Origin of the sequence: Streptomyces sp. NPDC056738 (assembly GCF_042790435.1) — a bacterium.
GTDB lineage: Bacteria > Actinomycetota > Actinomycetes > Streptomycetales > Streptomycetaceae > Streptomyces.
In genome coordinates this window covers 422,419-448,838 of the sequence record NZ_JBHTZF010000002.1, presented here as the reverse complement: position 1 = coordinate 448,838, position 26,420 = coordinate 422,419, and the positions used below count along the sequence as shown (strand labels likewise).

Annotated in this window: 25 protein-coding genes; 12 read left to right on the top strand and 13 right to left on the bottom strand. The window is 72.3% G+C overall.

What is annotated here, in order from left to right:
* Positions 1 to 99: 99 nt before the first annotated feature.
* Positions 100 to 795, top strand: a complete 696-nt coding sequence (locus ACFRIC_RS05690; RefSeq protein ID WP_382779850.1) for a nucleoside/nucleotide kinase family protein — start codon at positions 100 to 102, stop codon at positions 793 to 795.
* On the opposite strand, the gene ACFRIC_RS05685 is transcribed toward ACFRIC_RS05690, so the two are convergent.
* Together ACFRIC_RS05685 and ACFRIC_RS05680 are read right to left on the bottom strand one after the other, a co-directional pair.
* Complete coding sequence (locus ACFRIC_RS05685) at positions 789 to 2,621, bottom strand: hypothetical protein (RefSeq protein WP_382779847.1); 1,833 nt, start codon at positions 2,619 to 2,621, stop codon at positions 789 to 791. The genes ACFRIC_RS05690 and ACFRIC_RS05685 overlap by 7 nt on opposite strands.
* Before the next feature lie 342 nt (positions 2,622 to 2,963).
* Complete coding sequence (locus tag ACFRIC_RS05680) at positions 2,964 to 3,722, bottom strand: peptidoglycan-binding protein (protein WP_382779845.1); 759 nt, start codon at positions 3,720 to 3,722, stop codon at positions 2,964 to 2,966.
* 243 nt (positions 3,723 to 3,965) lie between these two features.
* Between ACFRIC_RS05680 and ACFRIC_RS05675 the strand changes: the two genes are divergently transcribed.
* The 6 genes from ACFRIC_RS05675 to ACFRIC_RS05650 all read left to right on the top strand — a co-directional run bounded on the left by ACFRIC_RS05675 (position 3,966) and on the right by ACFRIC_RS05650 (position 10,020).
* Entirely contained in the window at positions 3,966 to 4,646 is a 681-nt protein-coding gene (locus ACFRIC_RS05675) for a DUF6445 family protein (RefSeq protein ID WP_382779842.1), read from the top strand.
* Between the two features lie 223 nt (positions 4,647 to 4,869).
* Positions 4,870 to 5,229, top strand: a complete 360-nt coding sequence (locus ACFRIC_RS05670) for a luciferase family protein (protein ID WP_382779839.1) — start codon at positions 4,870 to 4,872, stop codon at positions 5,227 to 5,229.
* Positions 5,230 to 5,578: 349 nt separating this feature from the next.
* The gene (locus ACFRIC_RS05665) at positions 5,579 to 6,349 is read left to right on the top strand and encodes a TetR family transcriptional regulator (protein WP_382779836.1); all 771 of its coding nucleotides are present in this window, start codon (positions 5,579 to 5,581) and stop codon (positions 6,347 to 6,349) included.
* Between the two features lie 194 nt (positions 6,350 to 6,543).
* A complete protein-coding gene (locus ACFRIC_RS05660; RefSeq protein WP_382780828.1) occupies positions 6,544 to 6,930 on the top strand; it encodes a Zn-ribbon domain-containing OB-fold protein in 387 nt (128 codons plus the stop codon).
* A gap of 138 nt (positions 6,931 to 7,068) precedes the next feature.
* Positions 7,069 to 8,232 (top strand): 4-hydroxybenzoate 3-monooxygenase, encoded by a 1,164-nt coding sequence (locus ACFRIC_RS05655; protein WP_382780825.1) that lies wholly within the window; start codon positions 7,069 to 7,071, stop codon positions 8,230 to 8,232.
* Between the two features lie 78 nt (positions 8,233 to 8,310).
* The gene (locus tag ACFRIC_RS05650; RefSeq protein WP_382779834.1) at positions 8,311 to 10,020 is read left to right on the top strand and encodes a methyltransferase; all 1,710 of its coding nucleotides are present in this window, start codon (positions 8,311 to 8,313) and stop codon (positions 10,018 to 10,020) included.
* An 87-nt stretch (positions 10,021 to 10,107) separates the two neighbouring features.
* Here the strand turns inward: ACFRIC_RS05650 and ACFRIC_RS05645 are convergent, their stop codons facing one another.
* The 4 genes from ACFRIC_RS05645 to ACFRIC_RS05630 all read right to left on the bottom strand — a co-directional run bounded on the left by ACFRIC_RS05645 (position 10,108) and on the right by ACFRIC_RS05630 (position 13,519).
* Positions 10,108 to 10,914 (bottom strand): pectate lyase, encoded by an 807-nt coding sequence (locus tag ACFRIC_RS05645; protein WP_382779831.1) that lies wholly within the window; start codon positions 10,912 to 10,914, stop codon positions 10,108 to 10,110.
* A gap of 172 nt (positions 10,915 to 11,086) precedes the next feature.
* On the bottom strand, positions 11,087 to 12,064 hold the full coding sequence (locus ACFRIC_RS05640) for a polysaccharide lyase family 1 protein (protein ID WP_382779828.1): 978 nt from the start codon (positions 12,062 to 12,064) through the stop codon (positions 11,087 to 11,089).
* A 377-nt stretch (positions 12,065 to 12,441) separates the two neighbouring features.
* The gene (locus ACFRIC_RS05635) at positions 12,442 to 12,828 is read right to left on the bottom strand and encodes a PPOX class F420-dependent oxidoreductase (protein ID WP_382779826.1); all 387 of its coding nucleotides are present in this window, start codon (positions 12,826 to 12,828) and stop codon (positions 12,442 to 12,444) included.
* Positions 12,829 to 12,883: 55 nt separating this feature from the next.
* Positions 12,884 to 13,519, bottom strand: a complete 636-nt coding sequence (locus ACFRIC_RS05630; RefSeq protein WP_382779823.1) for an HAD family acid phosphatase — start codon at positions 13,517 to 13,519, stop codon at positions 12,884 to 12,886.
* Positions 13,520 to 13,777: 258 nt separating this feature from the next.
* Here ACFRIC_RS05630 and ACFRIC_RS05625 point away from each other — a divergent pair, with 258 nt between their 5' ends.
* Both ACFRIC_RS05625 and ACFRIC_RS05620 read left to right on the top strand, forming a co-directional pair.
* Positions 13,778 to 15,130, top strand: a complete 1,353-nt coding sequence (locus tag ACFRIC_RS05625; protein ID WP_382779820.1) for an NAD(P)/FAD-dependent oxidoreductase — start codon at positions 13,778 to 13,780, stop codon at positions 15,128 to 15,130.
* A gap of 321 nt (positions 15,131 to 15,451) precedes the next feature.
* Positions 15,452 to 16,837 (top strand): S1 family peptidase, encoded by a 1,386-nt coding sequence (locus tag ACFRIC_RS05620; RefSeq protein ID WP_382779816.1) that lies wholly within the window; start codon positions 15,452 to 15,454, stop codon positions 16,835 to 16,837.
* 152 nt (positions 16,838 to 16,989) lie between these two features.
* Here the strand turns inward: ACFRIC_RS05620 and ACFRIC_RS05615 are convergent, their stop codons facing one another.
* Entirely contained in the window at positions 16,990 to 17,181 is a 192-nt protein-coding gene (locus ACFRIC_RS05615) for a hypothetical protein (RefSeq protein ID WP_365488181.1), read from the bottom strand.
* A gap of 75 nt (positions 17,182 to 17,256) precedes the next feature.
* A complete protein-coding gene (locus ACFRIC_RS05610; protein ID WP_382779813.1) occupies positions 17,257 to 17,952 on the bottom strand; it encodes a L,D-transpeptidase family protein in 696 nt (231 codons plus the stop codon).
* A 261-nt stretch (positions 17,953 to 18,213) separates the two neighbouring features.
* On the opposite strand from ACFRIC_RS05610, the gene ACFRIC_RS05605 reads away from it, so the two are divergent.
* Entirely contained in the window at positions 18,214 to 19,614 is a 1,401-nt protein-coding gene (locus ACFRIC_RS05605) for a pyridoxal phosphate-dependent decarboxylase family protein (protein ID WP_382779810.1), read from the top strand.
* A gap of 84 nt (positions 19,615 to 19,698) precedes the next feature.
* Here the strand turns inward: ACFRIC_RS05605 and ACFRIC_RS05600 are convergent, their stop codons facing one another.
* The 5 genes from ACFRIC_RS05600 to ACFRIC_RS05580 form a co-directional block, all read right to left on the bottom strand.
* Positions 19,699 to 20,052, bottom strand: coding sequence for a VOC family protein (locus ACFRIC_RS05600; RefSeq protein ID WP_382779808.1), 354 nt, complete (start codon positions 20,050 to 20,052; stop codon positions 19,699 to 19,701).
* Between the two features lie 57 nt (positions 20,053 to 20,109).
* A complete protein-coding gene (locus ACFRIC_RS05595) occupies positions 20,110 to 20,922 on the bottom strand; it encodes an SDR family NAD(P)-dependent oxidoreductase (RefSeq protein ID WP_382779805.1) in 813 nt (270 codons plus the stop codon).
* A gap of 61 nt (positions 20,923 to 20,983) precedes the next feature.
* Positions 20,984 to 21,910, bottom strand: a complete 927-nt coding sequence (locus ACFRIC_RS05590) for an SDR family oxidoreductase (protein ID WP_382779802.1) — start codon at positions 21,908 to 21,910, stop codon at positions 20,984 to 20,986.
* Positions 21,911 to 22,085: 175 nt separating this feature from the next.
* Positions 22,086 to 22,715, bottom strand: coding sequence for an MBL fold metallo-hydrolase (locus ACFRIC_RS05585; protein ID WP_382779799.1), 630 nt, complete (start codon positions 22,713 to 22,715; stop codon positions 22,086 to 22,088).
* Positions 22,715 to 23,800, bottom strand: coding sequence for an S-(hydroxymethyl)mycothiol dehydrogenase (locus ACFRIC_RS05580; RefSeq protein WP_382779796.1), 1,086 nt, complete (start codon positions 23,798 to 23,800; stop codon positions 22,715 to 22,717). Before ACFRIC_RS05580 ends, ACFRIC_RS05585 begins: the two co-directional genes overlap by 1 nt.
* A gap of 337 nt (positions 23,801 to 24,137) precedes the next feature.
* Here ACFRIC_RS05580 and ACFRIC_RS05575 point away from each other — a divergent pair, with 337 nt between their 5' ends.
* Together ACFRIC_RS05575 and ACFRIC_RS05570 are read left to right on the top strand one after the other, a co-directional pair.
* Complete coding sequence (locus tag ACFRIC_RS05575; RefSeq protein WP_382779794.1) at positions 24,138 to 25,676, top strand: rhodanese-like domain-containing protein; 1,539 nt, start codon at positions 24,138 to 24,140, stop codon at positions 25,674 to 25,676.
* A complete protein-coding gene (locus tag ACFRIC_RS05570) occupies positions 25,673 to 26,419 on the top strand; it encodes a sulfite exporter TauE/SafE family protein (protein ID WP_382779791.1) in 747 nt (248 codons plus the stop codon). The genes ACFRIC_RS05575 and ACFRIC_RS05570 overlap by 4 nt, the downstream gene beginning before the upstream one ends.
* Position 26,420: the final 1 nt, after the last annotated feature.

Sequence of the window (26,420 nt, the reverse complement as noted above, 5' to 3'; positions counted from 1 at the left end):
ACCGGGTGGCGAGCGCCACATCACCGCCCTGGCGCAGGGACCGTCGCCGATACTGGAGGGCATGGAGATCGCTGCCCCCGCGCCCGGGTCCGGGCCCGTATGACCGGGGCGAGTCCGCCGACCGGGGCGGGTCCGTCCTTCGACGAACTGGTGGAGCGGGCCGCCGCGCTCGTACGGCCCGGCCGGCGCGCCCTTCTCGGGATCGCGGGCGGTCCCGGGGCGGGCAAGACGACGCTCGCCGAGCGGCTGGTGGGACGGCTCGGCGAGGTCGCGCCCTTCCGCGTCGCCCACGTACCGATGGACGGGTTCCATCTCGCGGACGCCGAGCTGGACCGGCTGGGGCGCCGGGACCGCAAGGGGGCCCCGGACACGTTCGACCCGGCGGGGTACGCGGCGCTGCTGCGCAGGCTGCGCGAGGACGAGGAGGAGCTCGTCTACGCGCCCGGTTTCGAGCGGGTCCTCGAACAGCCCTTGGCGGGAGCCCTCGCGGTTCCCCGGGCGGCCCGTCTGATCGTCACCGAGGGGAACTACCTTCTGCTGCGCGAGGAGGCCTGGGCGCGGGCCCGTGCGCAGCTCGACGAGGTGTGGTTCTGCGAGCTCGACGAGGCGGACCGCGTCCGGCGGCTGGTCACGCGCCACGAGGAGTTCGGGAAGGATCACGACTCGGCGGTGGCGTGGGTACTGGGGACGGATCAGCGCAACGCCGAGTTGGTCGCCGCGACCCGGGACCGCGCCGACCTCGTCGTCGGACCGGGTGTCGTCGGGACGGGCGCGGGCGGACCGGCGGGTCAGTGAGGCCGGATCCCGGCTTCGGGCTCCCCGTGCGCGTCGCCCCGCGGATCGCCGATCCAGGCGGTGAACTCCTCGGTGCGGAAGTCCAGTCGGGCCGGGGAGCCGGCGAACGCGGGGGTGTAGGGACCGCCGGGTCCGTAGCGGACGGCGAAGACGTGCAGGTCCTCCGGGCCGTCCGGGGCGGGGTCCGCTTCGAGGGCCGTGGAGGAGACGAGGTGGCGCCAGCCCTCGTCCGGATCGCCGTAGACGCGCGGGTCGGCGGCGAGCGCGAAGGCCGCCTGTTCCTGGGTGGTGTCCGAGCGTGCGTCGAAGTGGTCCGCGCCCCGCGAGCGGGGGTGCGTCAGCCGTAGCCCGCCGGCGGACCTCACCTGTGCCTCGGCGGTCCGGCGCACCCGCTCCCCGTCGTCCACGGCGTACGGCAGCCCGGCGAGCAGGTACGGGCTTCCGGGCAGGCGTTCCACCGCGACCGTCGTCCACAGCCGGGTGCCGTCGGTGACGTACAGGGACCGGACGTGGCGCAGGACGTGGTCGGGGCCGACGACGGGCTTGGTGACGAGTTTGGCGGTCAGCGGGCCGGCGCGCAGCTCACGGACGCGGACCTCGCCCACGGGACGGCAGTACAGGAAGCCTCCGGCGACGGGGCCGAAGCCGTGCTGACGGTTCACGGCGGCGGGCAGGCAGTACGTGCCGGCGGCCTCCACCAGGGCGGGCGTCATCCGGTCGTCGAAGGCCACCGAGACGGTCCCTGAGCGGAGTTGGTGCCGCAGCGGGCCCTTCGAGGGGAGGCGGTGCCAGGGTGTGCGGTCCTGGATCTGCCAGACCAGCATGAACGCGAAGTGGCCGTCGACGCCGCCGTCGGGTTGGGTCGCGTGCCGGCCCCAGCGGGTGTCGCCGCGGTAGCGGCCGAGGTCGGCGCCGACGCGGCGGCCGAAGTAGCGCAGACCGAGGACGGCCTCGAAACCGCAGTGCTGTTCGCTGTAGCGGGGGCCTCCCACGTCGAACCCGCCGACGGTCAGCCGTGCGTCGATGTACCGGGCGAGCGCCTCGCCGTCCTCGGCGAACACGTCCTCGCCGCTGACGCGGTGGGCCTGCGCGAGGAAGGACAGGGAGATGGGACCGTAGTTGTTGTCGTACGCGCCGCGGTGCTCGGGCGGCAGCAGAGCGCCCCGGTCCCGTACGCGGTGGGCGCGGATCTCCTCCCGGTACAGCCGCATGGCCCGTGCGCGTACGGATTCGGCCTGGCCGGAGGGGAGTTGCCCGGCGAACATCAGCCCGCCGACGACGCAGGCGATCGCCTGGTTGCCCGCCTCCTGCGGGTTGAAGAAGGTCACCTCGGTCAGCCGGCGCCAGTAGCCGTGGGCCAACCCGACCAGTTCGGACCGCTGTTCGGTGTCGAGGATGCCGTCCGCCGCCTCCAGGACGTTGAGGGCCTGGAGCAGCGCCCACACCGTACTGGGCCAGTCGCCGAGCGGGTGCGCGCCCGCCTCCGGCACGTAACGGGCGTACGGTTCGCCCGAGTCGCGGCGGCGCAGGTTCGGATAGCCGGGGTTGTCCTCGATGAACACGCGCTCGCGCAGGTGGAAGGCGAGGCTGCGGCGGACGGCCGCCGGCAGACGGGCGTCCTTGGAGCGCTGCCAGGCGAGCGCCAGCAGGGAGGTGATCCCCAGTGAGGTGTCCCCGATGTCCTCGCGGGCGGCGGGGTGTTCGAGGTTCCCCTCGGGGGTGATCCGGGCGAGGGCCTGTTCGGCCACGGCGGCGAGGACGGCGTCGTAGGCGGCCGGATCGTCGGGGAGGTCGTGCAACGCGCCCCGCTGGTAGGGAAGATGCACGGCGGATCAGCCCCTCGCGCCGGAGGTCGCCCTGTCGCGGCCAGGATCGCGCGGGCACCCGGGTGGCCGGGTGAGCGCGAGCGGGAGCGGGGGTGTCGGCCGCGCGAACATCCCGGTGTCCGGGGGCAAAGGCCCGGTTCGGGAGCACCCCGGTGCCCGGGGGCGGAGGCCTCGGCTCGGAAACACCCCGGTGCCCGGGGGCGGAGGCCCCGGCTCGGAAACACCTCGGTGTCCGGGAGGGGCGATCCGGCTCGGGACCACCTCGGTGCCGGAGGGGGGCGGGCGTGCAGGGGGGCCGGGGCGGGGGGAGCGAGCGTCACCGCGCAGGCCGCCCCGGCCGTCTCAGGGGGCGGCCGTCCTGGACTCCAGGTCGGCCCGGGTGTCGTTGCCGTAGACACCGGACTCGTCGCCGCGGATGCCGTACCAGAGCTGGAAGCGGGCGACGGCCGCCGTGAGCGCGGCGTCGTAGGTGCCGCTGGTGCTGCCGTGGTCGTACACGTCCGGGATGCGGAGGAGACGCTGCTGAAGGGCCGTCACCTCGGGTCCGCTGTCCCCCTGCCGGAGCGTGCCGGCGCCGTCCGGGTCGGCGGCGCGGTCGGCCGGCGCCGTCGGGGAGTGTTCCCCTCCCGCCCCGGACGCGTCGCCCCGGTCGGTGCCCGGTACCAGGAGGGCGAGGGCGAAGCCGGTCAGACCGGCCGTCGCGACGGCGAGCGCGATGGCGGCGCGGCGCAGACCCGCACCGCGCGCCGGTCCGTGGGCGCCTCCGGGCCGCTTCTCGTGCGGGCGTCCGTCACCGGCGGATGGTCCCTCGGCCGGCCGGACCGCGAGGGCGGGCGGGGTGTCGGCGGTGTAGTCCTCGCCTCCCGGGACCGGGGGCAGCTCCTCGGTCTCGTCCTCCTCCAGGACGGGCAGCAGCCGCACGGGAGGCGGCGGCGCGGAGAGCGGCGCGAAGCCGTCGTCCGTGTCGTCGGTCATCCCCTCCTTCTCGCGCACCTGCCGGAGCAGCTCCGCCAGGGACTCGGAGCGGCGGCGACGCTCGATGTGCGTGGGTTCGATCACGGAGCGGCCGGTGGGCCCCCCGCGTTCGGGCCGTGTCGACACACTGCTCTCCTTCCGTGCACGCGGTCTCCCGCCGTCCCTGTGCAGTGATACGCGGGCGCGGGCCGGGACGTTCACCGGGCGCCGCACCTCGGGAGAGCACCGCGAACCGCACCTCGGTGATCACCCCGAACCCCGCCACTTGGCCGAGTCATGAATCGAATTGGCCGATCCATGAACCGAGTTGGCGGAAGGTTGACCCGTTCCCTGGAGATCGCTGACGGAGCCGTCAATATGGTCGGCCGCATGCCCCCACAACCTCCGAGATCAGCGGCGTTGCCGGTCCTCCCCTATCGCAAGCCCACCCGTGACCGGGACTACTGGGTCTTCGACGACGTGCTGCCCGATCCGGACGCCGTACGGGCCCGGTGTGTCGGCCGGGACGACTGGGCCAAGGGTCACCCGTACACCTCGGAGAGCTGGCCGGGCCTGCGGACGATGCCCGGACTGGAGCCCGGCGAACTGGCCCGTGTGGAGCGGCTGGTGAAGAAGGCCACCGGCGCCCCGGAGCTGTGGCAGCAGTCGACCCCGTCGGGCGCCACGCTCAACCACAACTGCGTCCAGGTCGTCGGCAAGGACGAGGGCGAGCCCCGCCCCCACACGGACTCCCGCGCCCTGTGCCGTTACGCGGCGGTGCTCTATCTGAACCCGAACGTCCCCAAGGACTGCGGAACGGCCTTCTTCCGGCAGGCCCTGCCCGGCGGCCGGCTGGGCGGCAACGTCGTCGTCGCCCCGCACAACAATCTGGTCGAGGCCCTCGGCACGCGTTTCGTCCCGCCGGACTCCTTCGTCGAGGACATCCGCGTCCCGCACCGCTACAACCGGCTGCTCCTCTACAACGCCAACCTGATGCACAGCGCCACCGGCTACTGCGGGACCACCATGGAGGACAAGCGGATGACCGCCGTCTTCTTCTGGATGGCGTGAGCCGGACCGGCCCCGGCCGGTCCCCCGACGGCGCGTGCGGCCCCGGACCTGGTGTCCGGGGCCGCTTCACGTCGCGCCGAGGGGTGCCGACGGGGCGGGCCCGCGTGCGGATGGTTGAAGCGTCTTCGATTACCAGGCGAAAACCGGACATTCCTCGACGCTGGAGGGATTACATCCGCGCCAAGTTCTGGTGGCCGGGAGGTGTGCTCGTCATGATGGGCGCATGACCTTGGCCTCGAGAGCCATGACGCGGCTGGCGAGCTGGCCGGACCTCGCGGAGTCCCTGCCGAGTTGCGGCACGGGGCGCGCACTGTGCGCCGAGCAGTGCGAGATCGTCCACTTCCATTCCGAGCACGATGTCGACCTGCACCTCACCGACCGGGCCATCCGGCGCTTCGAGGACCATCTCAAGACCTCGACGGCCGTCCGCGTGGTGCCCGGCTCCCGCTGGGTGACCATCCATCTGGAGGTCGACTCGGACATCGACCTCCTGCTGACCCTGGTGAGCGTCGCCCTGCAGGCCCATCTCAACGGGCACCTGGCGGGCGACGACATATTCTCGGCGACCTGCAACGACCGCTGACCGGCACACCGACCCGTCGGGACCGGCGGGAACGCGTCGAGCCCCGGCACTCGTGCGGGAACGAGTGCCGAGGCTCTTCGCACCGCGTCATCCGGGGGCGATGACGCGGCGGGCCGTGGCTCGTCCTCATAGTCGATCACTGCTTTTGGGCTGTCAACTTGAGCCCGGGCCAACGGAGTTCACTCGTCAGCACATATCGGCCACATGGGGAACTCCGCGCTCCGGGGCGGACCGGACGGCTCCGGGGCCGACCCGCCCGGCGCGCGCCGGGCGAAAGCGGTCAGGGAACTCAGTCCCCCTGAAAATGCACCGAGTGCCACCACCTCGGCTTCGATGCTAGTTTCCGACCATGAACGAGGCACCGGGGCGCCGCGAACCCGCCGACGCGACCACCGTCAAACCGCCGATGCGGGACGCCCTGGTGGGAGCCGCGTTCCAGCTCTTCCTGGAACGCGGCTACGAGGAGACGACCATCGACGACATCGTGGCCCTCGCCGGAGTCGGACGGCGTTCGTTCTTCCGCTATTTCCCGTCCAAGGAGGACGTGGTCTTCCCCGACCACGAACGCTGCCTGGCCGACATGACGGCGTTCCTCGGCGAGGACGCCGGCACCCAGGACCCGGTGCAGCGCGTCTGCGACGCCGCCCGGCTGGTGCTGCGCATGTACGCGGAGAACCCGACGTTCTCCGTCCAGCGCTACCGGCTCACCAAGAAGGTGCCCGGCCTGCGCGCGTACGAACTGTCGGTCGTCTGGCGCTACGAGCGCGCCCTCGCGGAGTATCTGCGCGGACTCTCCGCCGGGGCCCGGGCGGACACCCTGCGCGCCGACGTCGTCGCCGCCGCCGTGGTCGCCGCGCACAACAACGCCCTGCGCTCCTGGCTGCGTTCGGACGGGACCGGGGACGCCGAGGTGGCGGTCGACAAGGCTCTCGGCTACGTGCAGCGCACGTTCGGCTCCGACCCCGCCGAGGAGGCACACGCACAGGCGGCGGAAGCCTCGCAAGCAGAGGGGACGGACGAGGGAGAAAGCGCGGACGACGTGGTGGTCGTCGTCTCGCGTCGCGGGGCGCCCATGTGGCGCGTGGTGCAGGAGATCGAATCGGCCTTCGCGCGGCACTGAACACGGGCCGGCCGCGGACGGTCTTTCTTTCATTTGAGGGTACGGAGTGCCTTGTCGAGTGGCACTCAGTGCCATAACCTGTGGTCGTGCACGGCGTTCCGCGCACATCAGATTCCGGCCGAGCGCAGGGAGATGACATCGTGTACCACCCAGGAATCGCCCTCCACCCGGGCATCGACGCGTCGACGGACGTGCTGGACGCGGGTTCCGGGGCTCGCCTCGGCACCGCTTCGCCCGAACGCGCCGGGGACGTCCTGCTCTTCCAGCGGTGCCACTGGTGCGCCACCGCCATGTACAACCGCCTCCTGTGCCCCGTGTGCGCGGGCAGCGACCTGCGTACGGAGGCGAGCGCGGGCACGGGTGTCGTGCGCCACTCCACGGTGATCCACCGCAACACCCCGGCCGCACGCAACGTCTCCCTCATCGAGATGGCCGAGGGCTTCACGGTCAGGGGCCGGGTCATGGGTTCGCCCGCCGCCATCCACAGCGGCGACCGCGTCCAGCTCTCCACCGCTCAGGACCCGGTGCGCCGCCAGCCGGTGTTCCAGCTCATCGAGGGCCCGTACAGCGCCTGGAGCTGAACACACGCGGAGATCTCTTTGTCGTTCGAGCCTGGCATTCAGGTGATTTCGGTACGACCGATGATGTGACGCTCCTTAGTATCTGATCCCGTGACAGACGGGAACAGTCAGCGGCGACCGGACGCGCGTACGACCGGCGTGGTCGTCCTCGGGGCGGGTCCGGCCGGACTCGTGCTCGGCAACATCCTGGTGGACCACGGAATCGACTGCGTCGTCCTGGAACGGGCCGAGCGCGCCCACGTACAGACACGGGCACGGGCCGGGTTCCTGGCCGCCGAAACCGTACGGATCCTGGACCGCCACGGTCTCGCCGAGGGACTGCACCGGCGCGGACGGCCCCACGGCACCTGCGAGTTCCGTACCGCGGAGGGCCGGTTCCGTCTCGACTACGGCGATCTCGGACGGCGGGAACAGCACACCGTCTACCCCCAGCAGGAGCTGGTGACGGACCTGGTGGCACGGTTCCTGGAGCGCGGCGGGGACATCCGTTTCGGCACCGAGGCCGTGGCCGTGCGCGGCGCCGACGGCGAGCGGCCCGAGGTGGCCGTGCGCGAGGCCGACGGGCGGCCCGGACTGTGGCGGGCGCGGTACGTGGCCGGCTGCGACGGGCGGCACGGCGCGGCCCGGCGTTCCCTGCCGGCGGGCACGGTCCGCCACCACCGCGATCACGGCGTGACCTGGCTCGGCCTGCTCGCCGAGGCACCGCCCAGCCTGGACGCCGTCGGGTACGCGGTGCACGAGCGCGGGTTCGCCGGGCACATGGCCCGCACCAGCGAGGTCACCCGCTACTACCTGCAGTGCGAGCGCGGCACCCGGGCCGACGCCTGGTCCGAGGAACGGATCTGGGACGAGCTGGCGCTGCGCATGCGGGAGAGGGACCACGGACCGCTGCGCCGCGGGCGCGTCGTGCAACGCTCCGTCGTCGGCCTGGAGTCCGACGTGCTCGAACCGCTGCGCCACGGCGCGCTGTTCCTCGTGGGCGACGCCGCCGCCCTGATCAGCCCGTCCGCCGCGAAGGGCGCCAATCTCGCGGTCCTCGGAGCGTCGGTCCTCGCCCACGCCCTGATCGACGACCTCACCACCGGGAACTCCGAGGGCCTCGACGCGTACTCGGCACGGTGTCTGACGCACATCTGGCGTGCGCAGGAGTTCTCGCACTGGATGATCGGGCTGCTGCACGGCCCGTCCGGCGCGGACGGCGAGTCGCTGTTCCACAACTCCCTGCGCCGCTCCCGCCTCGCCTCGCTGCGCACCTCGCGCAGCCACCAGGACTGGTTCGCCGAGCACTACGTCGGCGTCTAGCCGCCCAACCCCCCTCCGCTCGCCCCCTCGTACATCCGTACGCGTACATCCGAACCCCGGAATGAGGATCCCGCTCCAGTGATCACGGCATTGTCGGGCGAAACGTCCCGCCTGCGCGCGACGGTCGACTTCGTCAAGCAACAGGACACCGCCACACTGCTCCCGCTCCTGCTTCCCGGGCTCGACGGCCCGGAACTGCGCAGCATGGTGGAGCGCTGCGCCTTCTCGCACGCGGCACTGCTCGTCCTCCCGCCCGACGAGGCGGCGCTGCAGGCCACCCTCGCCGACTGCGGGCTCGTCACGGACACGCCGCCGCGGCCGAGCGTCGTCGTGCGCGAGCGTCTCGCCGTACGGCACAACCGGTCCGTGGCACAACTCGACGTCGGCGTCCTGCGCCCCGCGGTGGAGTGCCTGGACGGGGTCCGGCGCGTGGTCGAGGTGTTCACCCTGACCGTGCCGCCGGGGTCGGACCTCGAACCGCTCGCCGCGCACGAGCGGGAGCGGCAGCACGAGGCGCATGTCGCCTTCGAGGTCGCGGAACCGGACCCGTTGGTGCTGCGCGGCCTGTGCGCGGCCTTCGGACGGTACGGCGCCACCCCCGACGGCGGCGGCTACAACCCGCACGAGAACGGCACGGTGTTCTACTTCGGCGCACCCGCCGAGGCCAAGGCCGGGTACCGGCGCGTGGAGCTGTACGTCCCCGGCGACCACCGTGACGTCCTCGCCGCCCACCTCGAGGCGTGCCGCGAGCGGCAGCCCGCCGAGACACTGCTGCGCCTGTTGACCGGGGCGTGGACGACTCAGGCCCTGGCCGCCTTCGCACGGCTCGAGGCGGCCGACGCGATGGACGAGGAGCGGGCCGTCGGCGTGGCGGAACTGGCGCGGGACGTCGGCGCCTTCGAGCCGAACCTGGCCACGCTGCTGCGCTACCTCGCGATGCTCGGCGTGGTGCGCGAGGACCGCGACGGTTTCCGGCTCACGCGTACCGGCGTGCTGCTCCGCTCGGAGGCCGAAGGGTCGATGAGGCCGCTGGCGCTGATGTACGGGGGGCCGTTCTACGAGTCCTTCGCCGGGCTCGGGCACACCGTGCGCACCGGACAGGTCGCCTTCGAGCGGCTTTTCGGCGAGAACCACTTCGACCACTTCGCCCGTGATCCCGAACTCGCCGACCTCTTCGACCGGTCCATGGCCGCCGGTTCACGGATGTTCGACCCGCTGCCCGCCCACCCGGTCCTGCTGGCGGCGGACGACGGGGCCACCGTGGTCGACATCGCGGGCGGCAACGGGGAACTGCTCGGCCGAATCCTTTCCGCGCATCCTCGCCTGCGGGGGCTCCTGCTGGAACGCCCGCACACCGTCGAGGCCGCCCGCCGTCTCCTCGGCGCGGCCGGCCACGCGGCGCGGTGCACCTTCCGGGCGGGCGACTTCGCGGACGTGCCCGCGGGCGGCGACGTCTACGTCCTGTCGCGTGTCCTGCACGACTGGGACGACGACCGCTGCCGCGAGATCCTGCGCCACTGCGCCCGCGCGATGCACGACGACGCCGATCTGCTCGTCGTCGAACGGGTCCTGCCCGCCGACGGATCGCCCTCGCTGGCCACGGCCTGGGACCTGCACATGATGTGCAACGTCGGCGGCCGCGAACGGCGCGCCGACCACTACGCCCGGCTGTTCGCCGACGCGAGCCTCACCCTCGTGGGCCGGACACCGCTGCCCCTGGACGGCAGCGTGCTGCACGTCCGCAGGACCGGACCGGCGGATTCGGCGTCCGGGCCCCCGGTGGGCTGAACCGCGGGGTCGCGGGCGCGGCTGAACGAACCGGCGTACGAGGCCGGTTCGTTCAGCCGTCAGCCGTGAGCCGTCGGCGGCCGACCGTCAGCCGTAGGTGATGTCGGACGTCGCGTACTTGCAGTAGGTGCCGTCGGGGCCGCTGCCGTTCGTGGTCGGCTCGGCGCCCGTGTTGTTGCCGATGTACTTCTGGCAGGGGACGATCTTCTTGCTGCTGTCCCCGAGGATCCTGATGGACTTGAGGGTCGCGCTGTCGCCGTAGTTGGTGTTGATGCCGACGAGCTTGCTCCCCTTGTAGGTCGCCTCGATGGTGTTGAGGTTGATGGTCCGCTTGTACTGCGTCTTGCAGTTGCCGCAGGACCGGACGAACGTGCCGAAGGTCTGGACGGCGAAGTTCGACACGTTCAGCGTTCCGGCGCCGTTGAACTGGAACACCTTGTCACTGGCCTCCTTCGCGCCGCCGCCGCTGACGGTGTAGACGTTGGACGACGAGGAGCCGAGGAACGTCGCGGCGTCCTCGCCGACGTCCTCCCACCAGACGTTCTGCAGGGTGCAACTGCCCAGGCAGTGGATGCCGTCCGCCGCGGGCGAGCCGATGATGACGTTCTTCAGGACGGCTCCCGCGGCCAGTTCCAGGATCGGCCCCTGGTCCTCGTCCTGGCTGCCCGTGCCCAGGTCGCCGGTGCCGTAGAGGCGCTTCATCCCGTAGTCCTTGGTGCCGGAGACCGAGATGGTGGCGGAGACGGCCTGGCTGCCGGTCGCCGTGGGCCAGGTGGCGGCGCTCGCCGGGGTCAGGGCGCCGTCGGCCATCACCATGGCGGCCGAGAGGCCGAGTGCGGCGAGGGTGCCGGTGAGGGCGCGCCGCCTGGCGCGCGGACGTGCTGATGACGTCATGTCCCGATGCCTTCTTCCCGTGGGGTGGTGAAGTGCGGTGGTGGGGTGGGGTGGTGATGCAGGGTGGTGGGGTGGGGTTCCTGGGTGCGGCCGGCGGGGCGGGATGCCGCAGGACTCCCAGGGATGCAGGCCGGACTCCCGAGGACCGGCCGGGGCGCCCGGAGGCGGGGTGTCAGAGCTTCCCGGTGCCCGCGCCGGCCGTCACCGAGGCGACGACGATCGAGGACGGCTCTGCGGTGTAGCTGTAGGGCGGCTTCGTGAACGTGCCGACCTGCGAGATCTCGGTCGCGGCCCCGCCGAGGTCGTTGCCGCTGAGGTTGGCGTGGCCGTCCACGTCGCTGTCGCGGTTCGTGGTGACGGCGACCGCCGTGCTCCGGAAGACGTTGTTCTCGACGAGCATCTGGGCGCCCATGCGGGAGTGCACGGCGGTGTCGGCGCCGACGACGTAGTTGTCGTAGAAGTGCCCGGTGCCGAAACGCAGGCTGGGGATGCGGGAGTTGACGTTGTTGAACCAGTTGTGGTGGTACGTCACCCGCAAGTGCCCGGTGTCCTCGCTCGCGTTGCTGTCGCTGTGGCCGACGAGCGAGCCCTTGTAGTGGTCCTTGAACGTGTTCCAGGAGACGGTGACGTAGTCGGAGGCGTGGGTGATGTCGACCAGGCCGTCGTAGTAGTCCTTGCCGTGGTCGCGGTCGGACGAGAAGGCGTTGTGGTCGATCCACACCTTCGTCGAGGCCTGGACGGTGATCCCGTCGGCGGGCGCGACCGGCTTGCTGATGTTCAGGTTGCGGACGACGACGTTGGTGACCTTCTTCAGACGCAGTCCGCCGCCGGTGAACCCGGACGCCGAACCGACGCCGAGGACCGTGGTGTTGGAACCGATGTCGACCTGACCGCTGAGCGGGATCAGGCCGCTGACCTTCACGACCTTGGCCGTGTCACCGGTGACGGCGGTCTTGAAGGCGGCGAGTGTCGTGACGGTGACGGCGGTCGCGCCGCCGCCGCCCGTGGTCCCGGCGCCGAAGCCGACCGGCGCGGTCTCGGCGGCTCCGGCCGACTGGGGCAGCACGAGTGCGGCGGTGACCGCCAGGGCGGCGGCACCGACGGTCAGCAGGGCCGGACGGAAGCGCCGGCGTGGGGGGAGCGTACGCATGCGGGTGTGTCCCTTCAGAGGCGACTCTGGACATGTACACGGATGCCGTACCTGTATCTGAACAGCGCAGGGCGTGCGACACGACGTTCACGACCCGAACACGAGCTTGGCTGGTGCGACTTTCCCAGGTGGTGCGGCTCGGAGAGCTCATGTCTCGTATACGAGATGTCACACGTGGGTCACCCTGCTGAACGGGAACGTAGGCGGTAAGCGCTTTCTAGTCAACGTCTCCCGCAGTACACATCCGGCCAACTCCCGTATCGGCGGCGTGCCCACGCCGACGCGGAAGGCGGTGCGGACATGCGAAAGGGAGGGCGCCCTCGGCGCCCTCCCGAATACGTCACACGGCTCGACATCCGTCGTCGCGACGGACCGCGTCACGGGGACAGGGTGATCCGGATGCCGACGGTGCCGCTCTCGCCGCGGCGCAGCCGGCTGCCGAACAGGGTGAGCCGGCCCACCAGCCCGTACTTGCGGGCGAGAAGCTTGCGGTACCGGGCCGTCTCCGCCGCATCGACGATCTCGGCCGTGGCGGGGACCGGCTCCCCCGTCGGCCTGCCGCGCACGTCGCAGGGACCGACCAGGACGTCGGCCCGGTTGCGGATGCGCTTCACCTTCCAACTGTCCGAGACGGTCCAGGCGCCCAGCGCCGCGCCGTCCCGCACCACCCACACGGGTGTGGCGACCCCCGTACCGTTCTTGCGATAGCTGGTGATCAGCAGGTACTTGCCCGATCCGAGCGTGTCCAGCGAGGCCTCGTCCATGGCCGAAGTGTAAGCACGCCGGTCCGAGGCCCCGTCGGCACCCGAGCCGTCCCGGTCAGGAAAGCTGTCCGTCGTAGTCGGGCAGCTTGAACGTGCGCTCCGCGTGGCCGCCGACCAGGTCGGTGGTGTTGTTGCCGACGTTGGCGATGATCGTGTACCCGCGGGACTCGATCTCCGCGCGCTTGCCGGTCTTGTAGGCGCCGACCTCGTCGAAGAGGTCGGGCAGATCACGCACGTAGAGTCCGTCGACCGGGTAGCCGGCGCACTTCAGGTTCCACTTCGTCTCGCTGGCGATGATGCCCGGGCGGGCGGTCACGAAGAACACGGCCACGCCCCGGGAGTGGGCGTAGCGGGCGAGGGCCAGCGAGGCCTTGACCGCCGGGGTGGGCAGCTCGTACCAGGGGTGGAAGTCCGTCTCCAGCGCGGTGTTGTCGATGTCGAAGACGACCGCGAGCTTCTGGCCCCCGGCGTTCGCGGTGCGCTGCTCGACGTACGGGACCGCCTGGTCGATGACGGCCTGGACGTCGCTCTGCCAGGTGGCGTAGTCGACACCGGTCGTCGCGGAGACGCTCGCGACCGCCTGGGCCGGGGCCGCGGCGGCGGAACCGGCCGCGCCGACCGTCCCCCCGAGCCCGAGCGCCACGACCGCCGACATCGCACCTATCCGCCGCACCGCACCACGTCGCGTCATGCCTGTCCCCTTTTCACATCTGCTCGTCGGAGTGCGCGAGTCGGTCGAACCCGCGCATCGAGAAGGCGACGGTGCCTGGCTCCGTCGCCGTGGCGGAAATGATCCTGGCAGCCCGTGTACGGAGGGGGAAGAGGTAGTTACCGATCGGTAGAGATCGTGCTTCACGCGCTTCGGGGTACGCGGCGGTGCAGTGGCACACGCCCGCGAGCCGTGTGAGCCTGGGCTCGCGGCTGGCACCAGTGGAGAGAGGCTGCTCAGATGCAAGGACCGAACATCGTCATCGTCGGCGCGGGATTCGCCGGAGTCGAGGCCGCCAGAAGCCTGGAGCGGACGCTCACCCCCGGCGAGGCCCGGGTCACCCTGATCAGCCCGACGGACTATCAGCTCTACCTGCCGCTGCTGCCCCATGTCGCCGCCGGTGTCGTCACACCGCAGTCGGTCGCGCCCTCGCTGCGCCGGATCCTGCACCGCACCGCGCTGGTGCCGGGCGGAGTGATCGGTGTCGATCCGGAGGCCAAGGTGTGCGTCGTCCGGAAGATCACCGGGGACCTCGTCGACCTGCACTACGACTACCTGGTGCTCACCCCGGGAAGCGTGACCCGCACCTTCGACATCCCGGGTCTCGCGGAGGAGGCGCGCGGCATGAAGACGCTCGCCCAGGCCGCGTATCTGCGTGACCACGTGATCGCGCAACTCGACCTGGCGGCGGCGACGCCGGACCACGACGAGCAGGCCGCGCGGCTCCAGTTCGTGGTGGTCGGCGGCGGGTACGCGGGCACCGAGACGGCGGCCTGCCTCCAGCGTCTGACCACCGCCGCGGCGCGGCGGTACCACCCCCGCATCGACCCGGACCTCATCAAGTGGCATCTGGTCGACGTCGCCCCGAAGCTGCTGCCCGAGCTCGGGGACAAACTGGGCGCGGACGCGCTGCGGACGCTCAGTGAGCGCGGTGTGCAGATCTCGCTGGGCACCTCCGTCGCCTCGGTCACCAAGGACGAGGTCACCCTCACCGACGGGCGGGTGCTGCCGTCGCGGACGCTGGTGTGGACCGCGGGCGTCGCGGCGAGTCCGCTGGTCGACTCGCTGGGCGCGGAGACCGTGCGCGGACGGCTCGTCGCCGAACCCGACTTCAGGGTGCCGGGCCTCGACGGGGTGTTCGCGCTGGGCGACGCCGCGGCGGTTCCCGATCTGGCCAAGGGCGACGGCTCGCCCTGCCCGCCCACGGCCCAGCACGCGGCCCGGCAGGGCCGGCACGCGGCCAAGGTCCTCGCGGCGAAGCTGCGCGGCGAGCCCACGCTGCCCTACCGGCACAAGGACCTCGGTCTGGTCGTCGACCTCGGCGGCCACGACGCCGTGTCCAAGCCGCTCGGCATCGGCCTCAAGGGCGCGCCCGCGCAGCTCGTGGCCCGCGGATACCACCTGTACGCCCTGCGGACGGGCGCCGCCCGGTTCCGTACGGGTGCCAACTGGCTTCTCAACGCCGTGGCGGGCGACGACTTCGTCCGCACCGGATTCCTCGCGGACCGCAAGGGGACGCTGCGGGACTTCGAGCGTACGGATGTGTATCTGACCCGGGACGAGGTGGCCGCCCGGACCCGCGCCCACGCCTGAATCCGGCCGAACGGCCCCGTTCGCCCCGGCCGCCCCCGACGGTCCGGTCCGTCGGGGGCGGCCGTGTCGTCCGCCCTGCCCCGGTGGTGTCAACGTCCCTCGGGGCAGGGCGACTTCGGCGCACCGTGGTCTTCGCCGAAAGGCGGGACCGGCACACGCGCACGGTCATGAAGCGGCCGTTCCCGACGCGAATCGGCCACCCCGTCGCCGGCTCCGGACGGTGGTGAACAACCGGGCCGGGGCGCACGTATGAGGGGAGGGCCCTCGACCGGGGCCTTCGGCGGCGGTGACGCCGCCCCGTACGGTTTCGGGAGCCCTGGCATGAGGCACGCACGACGACGGATCGTCCAACGGGGGGCGCGACTCGCGGCCGTCGGCGGGCTGCTCTGCGGGGGGTTCATGGTCACCCGCGCCATGGCGAGCGAACCGTCCGACGCGTCGGGCACCGCGGCCGCGACGCGGGCCGCGGCGGACACGGGCGCCGGTCTCGTGTCCCGGCTGGGCACCTCGCGGACGGCCGGCAACTGGATAGCCGCCGACGGGCGTCCCGTCGTGGCGGTCACCGACGCCGACGCGGCGGACGCGGTGAAGCGGGCGGGTGCCCGCCCGAAGGTCGTGACGCACAGCATGCAGGACCTCAAGTCCGCCACACAGAAGCTGAGTTCGGCGCCCCGGGTACCGGGCACGGCGTGGGCGGTGGACTACACGAAGAACGAGGTGGTGGTCCAGGCCGACAGCACGGTCTCCGCCACCGACTGGTCGCGCATGACGAAACTGGCCGACGGCATCGGCGACTCGGTGCGGATGCAGCGGACGCAGGGCACCTTCACCACGCGGGTGAACGGCGCGCAGGCGATCTTCTCGACCGGCGGGCGCTGCTCGGCCGGCTTCAACGTAACGAGCCCGCAGGGTGAGTTCATCCTCACGGCTGGGCACTGCGGCCCCGAGGGATCGGTCTGGTTCTCCGACAACACGGGCCGCCAGCAGGAGGGCCGCACGGTCACGACGGCGTTCCCCGGCAGTGACTTCTCGCTGATCCAGTACGACAGCGGCCGTCAGCCCTCTGACGCGAGCAACGTCGTCGCCATCGGCGGCGGCAACGGCGTACGGATCACGGGCGCCGCCGATCCGGCCGTGGGCCAGCGGGTGTTCCGCAGCGGCAGCACCAGCGGCCTGCACGACGGCAAGGTGACCGCGCTCAACGCGACGGTCAACTACCCGGAGGGCACGGTCACCGGGCTGGTCGAGACCACGGTGTGCGCCGAACCGGGCGACAGCGGCGGTCCGTTGTTCTCCGAGGGCATCGCGCTCGGGGTGACCTCGGGCGGCAACGGGGACTGCAAGAGCGGCGGTACGACGTTCTTCCAGCCGGTCACCAAGGCGCTGACCGCACTGGGGGTGACGCTCGCGGGCCAGTCCGCGCAGGGTGGCGCGGGTGCCGCGGCCCAGCCGTCCGTCGCCCCGTCGGCCTCCGCGATGGCCTCGCAGGGTGGAGCGCCGGGTGCGGCGGCTCCGGGCGCGGTGGAGGCGGTGGGTGAGAGCGGTGCGGCCCAGACGTTCGTGTCCGCGCTCACCGACCCGAACAATGTCGGCCCCGGTCTGCTCGTCATCGGAGGAAGCGTCATCGCGTTCGTGGCGACCCGCTTCATCCGCACCGAGCAGGACCGCAACGCCTACCGGCGGCAGTATTCACAGAGCTGGGGCTGAGCGGTCCGCAAAGCCGAGGCCCGGCGGTCACGGCCGCCGGGCCTGCTGTTGCGACCCGGAGCCGGATGACCGGGTCCGGGTCGTCGGAGTCCGGTGCCGAGGTTCGAGGCCGTGGCTCTCCTTGTTCGGGGAGCCCTGCCGGACACGGAAGGTCAGGCGGCCCGGGTCGCCGAGGACGACGGGGCGGCCTTCGCCCACTCGAGGACGAGGCGCTGGTACTCGCGCCGCTCGTCCATGTTCAGCGACCCACCTGCCCGGAACCAGAGAGCCCGGATCTCCTCGTTGACTTCGGCAGCGGATCGCTGAGTGTCGTTGTCAAGAGTGGTGCACATGCCGTGAAGCATACGGCCCTTGACGTGAAGATGATGTGAGTAAAGGCCCACCCGGCGACATAACGGACCGTGAAGCTCGTCACTCGCTCACGTGCCGGGCTTGCGGCCGTACACGTAGACGTCGTCACCGTTCTTGAGCAGCGACCAGTACTTCTTGGCCGTCGTCGGGGTCATGTTGACGCAGCCGTGCGAGCCGGGCGGGTTCCACATGCTGAGGCCCACCGAGTGGAAGGCCTGGCCGCCGTCGAAGAACTGGCTGTACGGCATGGACACGTTGTAGATGCTCGAGACGTGGTCGATGTCACGCCAGTAGATCTTCTTCAGGCCGGTACGCGTCTCGTAGCCGTCCCTGCCGGTGCGGACCGGGACCGGCCCGTAGACCAGGCGGCTGCCGTCCTGGATCCAGCTGAGCTGGAGGGTGAGGTTGACGCAGGCGATCCGGCCCTTGTTGACCGGGCACTTGCCGTCCCGGTTGGGGTTGGTCCCCACGGCCTTCTGCTTGTTCATGAGATCCATCACGCCCCAGGTGACGGGTCCCGCGTACCCGATGTTCGGGGTGATGCCGTGCTTGTTCTGGAAGGCCTGGATCGCCTTGCAGTCGGCGGCGGACTGCCTGCCGTCCACGGGCCGCCCGAGGAACTTCTCCACCTGCTTCTGGTACGGGCCGGCGGCCGTCGTACAGCTCGCGGCCTGAGCGGGTGCCGCGCCCAGCGCGAGGGTGAGCGGCGCCACGAGTCCCGTGAGTCCGAGCGCGACAGCTCCCCGCCTGCGTGTGTCCCCCATGGCGGACCTTCCTGTTGTTTTCACCGTTCTGTCTGCACTGCTAGACAGCCCTAGAGGGTATTGCGTTGTACGGCCCGCCCCATAGGTACGGAACAGTGACATTCCTCGCTGTGACGGCTCCGGTTCCCGGCGGCGTCCCGGTTCCGCCGCGGCGTTGCGGCGCCCCGGGTCCGCCGACGGCGCCGGACGCCCACCGCGGACCGGTCCGGTTTCCCCGAAGTGGACCGCTCTTTCGAGGGACGTTGCTCATAGGCTGCCGTCATGCACCCGGCTCTCTCCGACGACCTCGACCGTCTCCCCGAACTCCTCCAGGCCGCCCGGGACTTCGCCGTCCACGAGGTGAGCGGCCTCGGCACCCGTCCCGTCGCAGCCCTGGGCAAGGCGCCCGCGCCCGATCCCCTTCCGGCCGAGGGCGCCGGCGCGGAGGGGGCCCTGGCCCGGTTCGCCGGACGCTGGGCGCCCGGGTTCTCGGGTTCCGCGGGCCCGCGCTATCTGGGATTCGTCACCGGCGGTGCGACGCCCGCCTCACTGACCGGGGACTGGCTGACCGGCGCCTACGACCAGAACGTCTCGGGCGCCGCCGGCTCCTTCGCGAGCGCGCTGGAGCACGAGACGCTGGGCTGGCTGCGGGAGCTGTTCGGGCTCGGCGAGGAGCACCACGGGGCGTTCGTGAGCGGCGCGACGGTCTCGAACACGGTCGGGCTCGCCATCGCGCGCGAGTGGCTCGGCGAGCGCCGGGGTGTATCGGTCTCGGACGAGGGAGCGGGCGCGCTGGGCCCGGTGGACGTGCTGTCGGGCAGCCCCCACTCGAGTGTCGCCAAGGCCCTGTCGGTGCTCGGTCTCGGGCGCGGCAGCCTGCGCCGGGTGCCGGTGCTGCCCGGCAACCGCGAGGCCGTGGACGTGGAGCGCCTCGATGCCGCGCTCCACGCGCTCGACGGGCGTCCGGCCGTCGTCGTGGCGAACGCCGGAACGGTGAACACGGTCGACTTCGACGATCTGCGGGCCGTCGCCGCGCTCAAGGAACGCCATGACTTCTGGCTGCACGTCGACGCGGCGTTCGGCGCGTTCGCCGCTCTGTCGCCGGCGCACTCCGCGCTGGTGGCCGGCCTGGACGAGGCCGACTCCGTCTGCGTCGACCTGCACAAGTGGCTCAACGTCCCCTACGACGCGGCCGTCCAGTTCACCCGTCGCCAGGACCTCCAGGTCCGGGTCTTCCACAACGCCTCGCCCTATCTCGGACTCCCCGGCGCCGACCCCGACTTCCTGCACCTGACGCCGGAGAACTCACGCCGGCTGCGCGCGCTCCCGGCCTGGTTCTCCCTGGCTGCCTACGGGCGCGAGGGGCATCGGGAGATCGTCGAGCGGAACGTCGCGCTCGCCCGGCGGCTGGGCGAGCGGATCGCCCGCGCTCCCGGACTGCGGCTCCTCGCGCCGGTGCGGCTGAACGTCGTGTGCTTCACCCTCGCCGAGGACCCGACGGAACGGCGTGTGCACGCGCTGGCGGACGCGGTCGCCGCCTCGGGCGAGGCCTTCGTGACACCGACGTGCTACGACGGCACACACGGACTGCGGGCCGCGTTCAGCAACTGGCGTACGTCCGAGGCGGACACGGACCGGGTGTTCGCGGCCGTCGAGCGGCACTGCGCGCAGCCGCGCCTGTGACGGTCCGCGCCGGGGGCGGTGGGGGCCGACTTCGGCGCGCCTCCCGGGACGGGCCGGCTTCGGCCCGTCCTCACGTCCGGTGGGTCAGGCGGGCTGCCACAGTTCGATCCGGTTGCCCTCCGGGTCGGTGACCCAGCCGAAGCGGCCGACGCCGTCCATGTCCTGGGTCTCCTCCGCCACGTCCGCTCCCCGGGCGCGCAGTTGCGCGAGCATCGCGTCCAGGTCGCGGACACGGAAGTTGAGCATGGTCTGCTGGCCGGGTGACCCGAAGTAGTCGGTCCCGGACTCGAAGGCGGCGAACACCGTCGGCCCGGCCTCCGGGCGCCACAGACCGTGCTCGTCGGTGTCCAGGCCCAGGCAGTCGCGGTACCAGGCGCTCAGGGCCGCGGGGTCGCCGGCACGCAGGAAGTATCCGCCGATTCCAAGCACACGTTCCATGCGGCCATCCTGTCAGGAACAGCGCGGCACCGAGGGGCACCACACCCGCGGCCCGCCTCAGCTTCCGCCCTCGTCCCCGCCCTCTCCCCCGACCGCCTGCCGGAACCGCTTGTTGACGCCCAGCAGCCCGCCGTCGACGCACAGGGTCGTGCCGGTGATCCAGGCGGCGTCGGCGGAGGCGAGGAAGGCGACGGCGGCCGCGATGTCCTCCGGCTCGCCGACCCGGCCGAGCGGGTACAACAGCCGTGCCGCGGAGGCGAGATCGTCCTCGCGGCCCTCCCAGGCCGTGGTGCGGATCGTGCCGGGAGCCACGAGGTTGACCCGTACGCCCCGCTCGGCGGCATGGCCGGCGAGGGTGCGGGTGAGCGACATCAGTCCCGCCTTGGCCGCGCTGTAGGCGTGGTTGCCGAAGTCCTGGATGCCGTTGACGGAGCCGATGGTGACGATGGCCCCGCGGCCGGAGGCGACCAGGTGCGGGAGCGCGGCGCGGGCGCAGCGGTAGGCCCCGGTCAGGGTGATGTCGAGGTCGGCGGCCCAGTCCTCGTCGCTCTCGTCCTCGAAGAGCGGGGCGTCGGGGGTGCACCGGTAGGCGTTGTTGACCAGGACGTCGAGCGAGCCGAAGACGTCCACGGCGCGGGCCACGGCGGCCTCCACCTCGGCCCGCCGCCCCACGTCACAGGGGAACGCCTCGGCCCGCGCGCCGAGTTCACGCAGTGCGCCCGCGGTCTCCTCCGCCGCGGCCGCGTCCACGTCGGTGACGAGGACCTGAGCGCCCTCCGCGGCCAGGCGGCGGGCGGTGGCCGCGCCGATCCCGCGGGCCGCGCCGGTGATCAGGACTCCGTACCCCTCGAACCGCCTCATCGCTGTCATGGCTGGGAAGGTACCTCCATGATCGTCGCGGCGACAGGGGTCGGCCCGCACGGGCCGCTCGTCAGCGGTATCCCGTGACGTCGGCGGGCTTCCCCTTGTCCTGCACCTCGACCATGTAGCGCCAGGCGTCCGGCCGGCTGCCGTCCCGGTCGGTGAAGCCGTACTCCCGGGCGAGCTGCCCGCTGGAGAGGGACTGGCCGTTCCAGCGCGCGCGTTCGGGATCGGCGGCCAGCGCGGCGACGGCGCGCCCCACGTAGAACGGCGTCTCGGAGATGGCGAAGTGCGGCTCGTTCTTCTCGGCGTCGTGCCAGTTCTCCTCGGTCACGCCGAAGGCTTCGAGCATCATCTCGGAGCGCAGCCAGCCGGGGGTGAGCGCCACGGCGGTGGCGCCGCGCGGGCCCAGTTCGTGTCCGAGGGCGAACGCCATGCGCAGGACGGCGGACTTGGCGATGTCGTAGAAGAAGGAGACGCGGTAGGTGTCCCGGTTGTACTCCGCGGTGCCGTCGGTCATCTCGACGACCAGGCCGCCCGGCCGGCGCAGCAGCAGGGGCAGCGCGTGGTGGCTGGTGATCGCGTGGGTCTCGATGGCGAGCCGGAGCATCCGGCGTCCGTTGTCGAGGTCGTGTTCCCAGACGGGCGCGTCCCACTCGAAGAGCTTCTCGCCGCCCCAGATGTCGTTGACCAGGATGTCGAGACGGCCCTGTTCGTCGGCGATCCGGTCGACGAGGGCGGCCACCTCGGCGGAGACGAGATGGTCGGTGGGGACGGCGATGCCCCGCCCGCCCGCCGCGGTGACCAGGTCCGCGGTGTCCTCGATGGTCTCCGGCCGGTCGTACTCCGAGCGCCGCTCCCGGGTGCTGCGGCCGGTCACGTAGACGGTGGCGCCGGCCGCGCCCAGTTCCACGGCGATCCCGCGGCCCGCGCCCCGGGTCGCGCCCGCCACCAGCGCGACCCTGTTCCGCAGCGTGCCTTCCAAGGGCCCTGACATGTCCGACCTCCGTGCGCCGTGGCGTCCACGGGCGGTCACCCGTGGTTTCTCCGAGCGTCTCGCGGAAGCCGGACATCTTCTGTCAGGTATCGGTGTGGCGTCCGCGCCGTTCCGCCGCGCGGCGGAGACGGACGGGCATCCGGGGCGGCCACATGGTGGAGCCGGTGGAGGCGGTTCAGTGGCCGCGGGCGATCCACGTCTCCAGGTGCGGGGCCTCCGCTCCGATCGTGGTCGTCTCGCCGTGTCCCGTACGGACGACCGTGTCGGCGGGCAGGGTGAGCAGCCGGTCGCGGATGGATTCGACGATCGTCGGGAAGTGGGAGTAGGACCGGCCGGTCGCCCCCGGGCCGCCCCGGAAGAGGGTGTCGCCGGAGAAGAGGGTGCCCAGGCCCGGGTCGTAGAGGCAGACCGCGCCGGGGGCGTGGCCCGGGGTGTGCAGCACGGTCAGATCGGTGCCCGCGGCCTCGATCACCTGCCCGTCCTGGAGCCAGGCGTCGGGCATGCGGTCCGGATGGGTGAGCTTCCACAGCGGAAGGTCGTCCGGATGGAGCCAGATGGTGGCTCCGGTGCGCTCGGCCAGGGCGGGGGCGGCGTCGATGTGGTCGTTGTGGGCGTGGGTGCACACGATCCCGCGCAGCCGGCGGTCGCCGACCGCCTTCGCGATGGCGTCGGCGTCGTGCGCGGCGTCGATCACGACGGCCTCGTGGTCGTCGCCCACGATCCAGACGTTGTTGTCGACCTCCCAGGTGCCGCCGTCGAGCTCGAACGTGCCCGAGGTGACGAGGTGTTCGATGCGCGCGGTCATCAGAACGTCACCACCGAGCGCAGCACGTCGCCCTGGTGCATCCGTTCGAAGGCCGCCTCGATGTCGTCGAGGGCGATCGTCTCGCTCACGAACGCGCCCAGGTCCAGGCGTCCTTGGAGGTGCAGGTCGATCAGCATCGGGAAGTCGCGGGAGGGCAGGCAGTCGCCGTACCAGGACGACTTGAGCGCGCCGCCGCGGCCGAAGACGTCGATCAGCGGGAGTTCGAGCTTCATGTCGGGGGTGGGCACGCCGACGAGGACGACCGTGCCGGCGAGGTCGCGGGCGTAGAAGGCCTGCGTGTACGTCTCCGGGCGGCCCACCGCCTCGATGACGACGTCGGCGCCGAAGCCGCCGGTGAGTTCGCGGATCGCCTCGACGGGGTCGGCCGTCCGGGAGTTGACGGTGTGCGTCGCGCCGAGCTTCTCGGCGGTGGTGAGCTTGCGGTCGTCGATGTCCACGGCGATGATCTTCGCCGCGCCGGCGAGCCGGGCGCCCGCGATCGCCGCGTCGCCGACTCCGCCGCAGCCGATGACGGCGACGGTGTCGCCCCGGCCGACGTTGCCGGTGTTGATGGCGGCGCCGATGCCGGCCATCACTCCGCAGCCGAGCAGTCCGGCGACCGCCGGGGAGACGGCCGGGTCGACCTTGGTGCACTGTCCGGCCGCGACCAGCGTCTTCTCGGCGAAGGCGCCGATACCGAGGGCCGGGGACAGCTCGGTGCCGTCCTTGAGCGTCATCTTCTGCTTCGCGTTGTGGGTGTCGAAGCAGTACCAGGGGCGTCCGCGCAGACAGGCACGGCACTGTCCGCACACCGCGCGCCAGTTGAGGATCACGAAGTCGCCGGGCGCCACGTCCGTGACACCGGCGCCGACCGACTCCACGATTCCGGCCGCCTCGTGGCCGAGCAGGAACGGGAAGTCGTCGTTGATGCCGCCCTGCTTGTAGTGCAGGTCCGTGTGGCAGACCCCGCAGGCCTGGATCTTCACGACGGCCTCGCCCGGCCCCGGATCGGGCACGACGATCGTCTCGACGCGCACCGGCTCGTTCTTGCCCGGTGCGATCACGCCCCGTACTTCCTGCGCCATGTGAGTGAGCCCTTCGCTGGATGGACCTTCCGTCGACCGACCCTACGGGGTGACCCGCCGGTAGAAGGCCAGGTGGGCCACGGCGGCTCCGGTTCCGGTACGACGGACGGTCACCGGCGGGAGCGGGCAGGGCCCCGCGGCCCGCGCCTCGCTCGCCCACGTTCCCGATCGGCCCGCGCCTCCGATCGCCCGCGCCCCGATCGGCGCCCCAGGCGCACCCACCACGGACTCTTGGATACCCCCGGGGGTACCTCTGTTACGGTGGATATACCCCCGGGGGTAATTTTCACCGAGCCGCGAAGCCCTCGGGCTGCCCGCGGGAGAGAGGAGTGCTGCCGTGTTCTTCGTCGACACCATCGAGGTGGCGGGCCTGGGCAACCGGAGCTATCTGGCCGGCGGCCCCCACACCGCCGTCGCCGTCGATCCGCCCAGGGACGTCGAGCGGGTGATCACCGCCGCGGCCCGGCGGGGCGTCCGGATCGGGTACGTCGTCGAGACGCATCTGCACAACGACTACGTGAGCGGCGGCCTGGAGCTGGCCCGGCTCACCGGGGCCGCCTACCTGGTCCCGGCCGGGGCCCGCGTCGCGTTCGAGCGGGTCCCGGTCGCCGACGGGGACACGGTGCCGGTGGACGCCGGACTGACCCTGGAGGCGCTGGCCACGCCCGGCCACACCCCGCACCACACCTCGTACGTCCTCAAGGACGACGGACACGCCGTCGCGGCCTTCACCGGCGGCTCGCTGCTCATCGGCACGGTCGGCAGGCCCGACCTGGTGGAGCCGCGGCTGACCGGCGAGCTGGCCCGGGCGCAGCACGCCTCCGCGCACCGGCTCGCCGCGGAACTGCCCGACGACACCGTCGTCCTGCCCACCCACGGCTTCGGCAGCTTCTGCGCCGCCGGGACCGCCGACGGCGACGCGACCACCGTCGGGCGCGAGCGCGCCCGCAACGAGGCCCTGGTCAAGGACGTCGACGCCTTCGTCGCGGACCTGCTCGCCGGGCTCGACGACGTTCCCGCGTACTACGCCCACATGGGCCCCGCCAACGCCGGCGGCCCGGCCCCCGTCGACCTGACCCCGCCCGCGCCCGCGGACGCCGCGGAGATCGCCGCGCGGCTCGCGGCCGGGGAATGGGTGGTGGACCTGCGCAGCCGGCTCGCGTTCGCGGCCGGGCATGTCGCCGGAGCGGTCAACTTCGAGGCGGACGGCCAACTCGCGGTCCATCTGGCCTGGCTGCTGCCCTGGGGCAAGCCGGTGACCCTCCTCGCCGAGTCTCCGGAGCAGCTCGCCCGCGCACAGCGCGAACTGGTCCAGGTCGGCGTGGACCGTCCGGCCGCCGCGGCCGTGGGCTCGCCGGCCGCCTGGCTGCGCGCGGGGGAACAGGCGCGCACCTTCCGGCGCGCGGTCTTCGCCGAGCTGGCCGAGGGGTACGCGGCGGGCGAGACCGTGGTCCTGGACGTACGACGCGACTCCGAGCGGGCCGGCGGGCACATCGCGGGGTCGGTACACATCCCCGTCCACCAGGTGCGCGACCGGCTCGGCGAGATACCCGCCGGGACGGTCTGGGTGCACTGCGCCGGAGGCATGCGGGCGGCCATCGCGGCCTCACTGCTCGACGCGACGGGCCGGGACGTCGTGGCCGTCGACGACGCCTTCGCCGCGGCGGCGGCCTCCGGCCTGCCGATGACACGAAGCGCCCGGACCGGCCCCGACGCTCCCGGCACTCCGATCACCTCCGGCGACACTGCGGCTCCGGCTGGTCCCACCTCCCCCGCCGGTCCTTCCGACGGCGCCGCCCCCGCGGACCCGGCCGGCACGACAGCCCCTACCGCCCCCGGCACCGCCTCCGTCGCGTTCGAGGACTCCGCCGCGTGAGTGTTCTGATCCTCGCCCTCCTCGCCGGGGGCGTGACCGGGCTCGCGCTCGGGGCGCTGGGCGGCGGTGGCAGTGTGCTGACCGTGCCCGCCCTGATCTATCTGCTCGGCTTCACCCCGTCGGCGGCCACCACCGCGAGTCTGGTCATCGTCACCCTCACCTCGGCGACCGCGCTGTCGGCGCACGCCCGGGAGGGCACCGTCCGCTGGCGGGCCGGAGCGCTGTTCGCGCTGGCGGGGCTGATCCCCGCGGCACTGGGCGGGGCGGTCTCCGGACTGCTGCCCCCGGCCGTGCTGACCGGCGCGTTCGCGCTGATCGCGGGCCTCGCCGCGTGGCGGATGCTGCGGCCGTCGGCCGAGGTCGCGGGGTCCACGCCCGCGGGGACCGGCCGGATCACCGGAACCGGCGCGGGCCTCGGCGCGGTGACCGGCGTGCTGGGGGTGGGCGGCGGCTTCCTCGCCGTACCGGCCCTGGTGAACGTCGTGGGTCTGCGGATGCGGGCCGCCGTCGGCACCAGCCTGCTGGTGATCACGGCGAACTCGCTCGCCGCGCTGCTCGCCCGGGCGGGAACGGCGCACAGTGTCGACTGGGCGGTCGTCGCGCCGTTCGCCGGAGCCGCCGTCCTCGGCGCGTGGGACGGCAAACGCCTCGCGGCCCGGCTCTCCGGCGGCACGCTTCAGCGGATCTTCGCCTGGGCCCTGCTGGCGGTGGCCGCGCTGATGTTCCTGGACGTCGTGCTGTGAG